4 protein-coding genes and 2 tRNA genes are annotated in these 3,436 nt (G+C 41.8%); 2 read left to right on the forward strand and 4 right to left on the reverse strand.

Annotated features, from left to right (window positions below; genetic code table 11):
* The coding region (locus LHW48_10330; GenBank protein ID MCB5260845.1) for a T9SS type A sorting domain-containing protein at positions 1 to 937 on the forward strand (937 nt) is incomplete at its 5' end.
* Between the two features lie 113 nt (positions 938 to 1,050).
* Positions 1,051 to 1,488: an Hsp20/alpha crystallin family protein gene (locus tag LHW48_10335; protein ID MCB5260846.1), complete on the forward strand. Its 438-nt coding sequence runs from the start codon at positions 1,051 to 1,053 to the stop codon at positions 1,486 to 1,488.
* A gap of 301 nt (positions 1,489 to 1,789) precedes the next feature.
* Here the strand turns inward: LHW48_10335 and LHW48_10340 are convergent.
* From LHW48_10340 to LHW48_10355, 4 genes are all read right to left on the reverse strand, one after another.
* Positions 1,790 to 1,866: transfer RNA gene (locus LHW48_10340), tRNA-Val, on the reverse strand.
* Positions 1,867 to 1,878: 12 nt separating this feature from the next.
* Positions 1,879 to 1,955 (reverse strand) — tRNA-Val (locus LHW48_10345).
* Between the two features lie 113 nt (positions 1,956 to 2,068).
* Positions 2,069 to 3,103 (reverse strand): endonuclease, encoded by a 1,035-nt coding sequence (locus LHW48_10350; protein MCB5260847.1) that lies wholly within the window; start codon positions 3,101 to 3,103, stop codon positions 2,069 to 2,071.
* A 15-nt stretch (positions 3,104 to 3,118) separates the two neighbouring features.
* The coding region (locus LHW48_10355; GenBank protein MCB5260848.1) for an SIS domain-containing protein at positions 3,119 to 3,436 on the reverse strand (318 nt) is incomplete at its 5' end.

A 3,436-nucleotide genomic window follows, 5' to 3' on the forward strand; every position in this document is an offset into this window, starting at 1 on the left:
CTCGAATTGGGATACGAGCATGAAACCGTTTACTATCATCAGTGGAATAGCTGTCCCCACTTTGCTAGATCCGCCCAATATGGCGCAGGAAACTCCTACCAATCCCACTTTTAGTTGGAATACTGTTCCAGGTGCAACTGGTTATAACTTCCAGTTGAGTGATAACCCGGAATTTTCTGCAACTACCATAAATATCCTGAATCACCCCTATAATCATTATCATGCCAGCGGGTTATCTCCTTTTAGTACGTACTATTGGCGGGTGTCGGGACAGAGCGAGATCGGAAGCAGCGTTTTTTCTGAAATTTACCAGTTTACTACTGGCACAATTAGTGAAACTCCACATATTCCTCAACTAAGCTATCCCCCAAACTATTCTACTAACCAACCCCGAAACACAGAATTGATGTGGCAAGCGAGCAATTTGGCGGAAGAATATAGAGTCCAGTTGTCTTCCGATCCCTACTTTGTAAACATCATATTCGAAAGGGATAATCTCGTCCAAAACAATGTAATCACTCCTCTTCTATCAGCTTATACAAGCTTCTATTGGCGCGTGTCTGCCAAAAATAGCTATGCATCCAGTAACTTTTCCAGCTCATTTCGCTTTACCACTGGAGATTGGTCTGCCGATGAAGATGAGCTTAACCAAGTGCCAATCACTTCCTTACAACAAAACATTCCCAACCCTTTCAATCCCACTACAACAATAAGTTTTAGCGTAGAAAATCCTACTCAGCTTGCATCCTTGAAAATCTATAATAGCAAGGGACAGTTAGTCCGCAATTTATATCAAGGCATTCCGGGCATCAATAAGCTCAGCGTATACTGGGATGGCAAAGATAATGCCGGCAACGATCTCAGCAGCGGGATTTATCTATATAGACTTGAAAGTTCTTCCAATGTATTGACGCGCAAAATGTTGCTCAGCAAATAAGCTACTGGGTTCGCTTAATTAGCAGTCTCGAATCGGGACTGCTAATTTTTTTCTTGCCTCCTTGCTGTTCTCGATTATTATTATGGTAGAACATTATAATTATGGAGGTTACCATGAAACTCGTACCTTATCGTAAAATGAATGAAGTAAGACCCATGAGCAATATGCTCAGCCTTTTTGATGATTTCTTCAACCGCGTGTTTGAAGAAGAGGGTTCCGATGAAAACTTCCGGGCTATGGCAATGGATATTACCGAACACGATAAAGAATTTAGCATTCAGGCAAACTTGCCCGGATTCAAGAAAGATAACGTCAAAATTTCAGTCCACGACAACCAATTGCTCATTGAAGCCATGTGCGAGGACAATAAAGAAGAACAGAAAGGCACCGTATATCGTTGTGAGCGCTATAGCGGCAGTTACAGACGCAACCTGATGTTGCCCGAAAACGCCAATATATCTGCCATCAACGCCAAGATGGAGGATGGTGTATTAACGCTTACAATTCCCAAGAAAGAACCTACACCCAAACAGGAAATCGTAATCAAATAATACAATAAGGCGACTTAACAATCTATCCCACGCTCTCTCGGCGTGGGATTTTTTACTTTTTAAAGCAATCAGGCTTATAGATACCGTTTCACATTCATATTTAGCTGATTTTATGCACCAGATATCGGTTAGGTGGGCTTTTTCTGATCGTAGCTATGCCCGCACCTACAACCGTTGTAGTATAGGGCTACCCTCCATGCCCCGATTACTCAGCGGTCTTTTATAGATGTTGTTTGGAAAATTCTATTAATCTAAAACATTTGAATAGACGGGGAAAGATTAGCACTGCTTGCAGAAAGAATGGTGGGTGATACTGGATTCGAACCAGTGACCTCTACGATGTGAACGTAGCGCTCTAACCAGCTGAGCTAATCACCCATTAAGTATTGGTGGTGGGAGATACTGGATTCGAACCAGTGACCTCTACGATGTCAACGTAGCGCTCTAACCAACTGAGCTAATCACCCACTTCAAGTGCGATTCTTTTAATAATTAGTTTTTTGTCAATTGTATTGTTTGCTTAAACGCAAAAACCCGACGAAAACTATCGTCGGGTATGGTGTAAATTGGAGCTTGGGTTTTATTTTACCAAAAGTACTTTTGTACTAGCGCTTGCATTGGCAGAGCTAACTTTTATCAGATACAATCCTGCCGGCATCTCTTTGCCATTCACATCTTTAGCATCCCAATTAAATTCTTTTTTATTCTGTTCGAGTGTGGTTTGGAATACTTTTTGACCCTTCACATTATATATTTTTGCCGTAAGCACTTCTCCTGCCTTGGCATCTATGGCTACGGTTAGTTTATCGCGGAAAGGGTTGGGATAGATATTATCGATCCGTAATGAGGGAATCAACTCGGCGGTTGGGTCATCTGAGGAAGTGGGATTCCAAATTCTATTAACATATTCGGGATGGTCCACAAAGGGATTGCGATTTCCTTGAAAGCCGTGTAGGGCGTTATTTCTTGTTCTTTCTGCTTCATCCGGCGGATCGGCATAATGCCAAGTGATCATATTATCCAGCATATTCTCTCCTGCCTGGACAAGGGAATCGCCATAACGGGTATGAAAATATAGAATAGCCCGCGCAGTATTTCCTTGATATTGAGGATTTACCTGAAATACGGTTCGTTGCCAGTTGTTATTTCCTCTATAGCTCTGCAGCGGAGTATGGGAGTAATAAACGTTAGATGAGGCAGTGCTGGCAACATTGCCAAAGGGAAGATTTCCTCTGGAGGAGTTTACTTGCATCGTAGTTATAAATAGATGGTGCAGATCTGCCTTTTTGATGCTTGATTCCGAAGAGCTAAACCAGCTTTGGGCATAGGTATGCTCTGTATTGGGGCTTGTCTGTCCTGAATACGAACTGTTAATGTGATATACTTCACCAGTATACACACAAGTAACCTGTCCATTAGTGTTATCCAAATCCTGAAAGAGAAATACTTTCGCTCCATCGTAGCTGGAATAGGTATTGGTAGAAATCAGATCTTGCAAGGCATAATAAAGATTCATGCCGGAAAGATCTTGTACGCTATCGTAATAATCTGCCCACAGTCCAAAAGTTATAAGCAGCAGACATAAGGTGGTTAGTATTTTTAAACTTTTATTCATGGTATCCTTCTATAATTAAGCAAATTGGGGAGTGTTGTGTGGTAATATGAACAACTCATTTTCTACAAGCTGCACCAAAATATGCAACACCATTGTATGAATTTCTTGCACGCGATCGCTGGTGGATGCAGGAACAATCAATTGATAATCTACCGAACCGGATATTTTTCCTCCATTTCCACCCAAAAGCGCTACCGTAATACAGCCTAAGGATTGCGCCTTGCGTAAAGCATTCCAAACGTTTTCAGAATTGCCACTAGTAGAGAGTCCAATTACCACATCTCCCTTTTGCGCATAGGCTTCAACTCCTCGACTGAAGATAAAATCGAACCC

This window comes from Candidatus Cloacimonadota bacterium, assembly GCA_020532355.1.
Lineage (GTDB): Bacteria > Cloacimonadota > Cloacimonadia > Cloacimonadales > Cloacimonadaceae > UBA5456.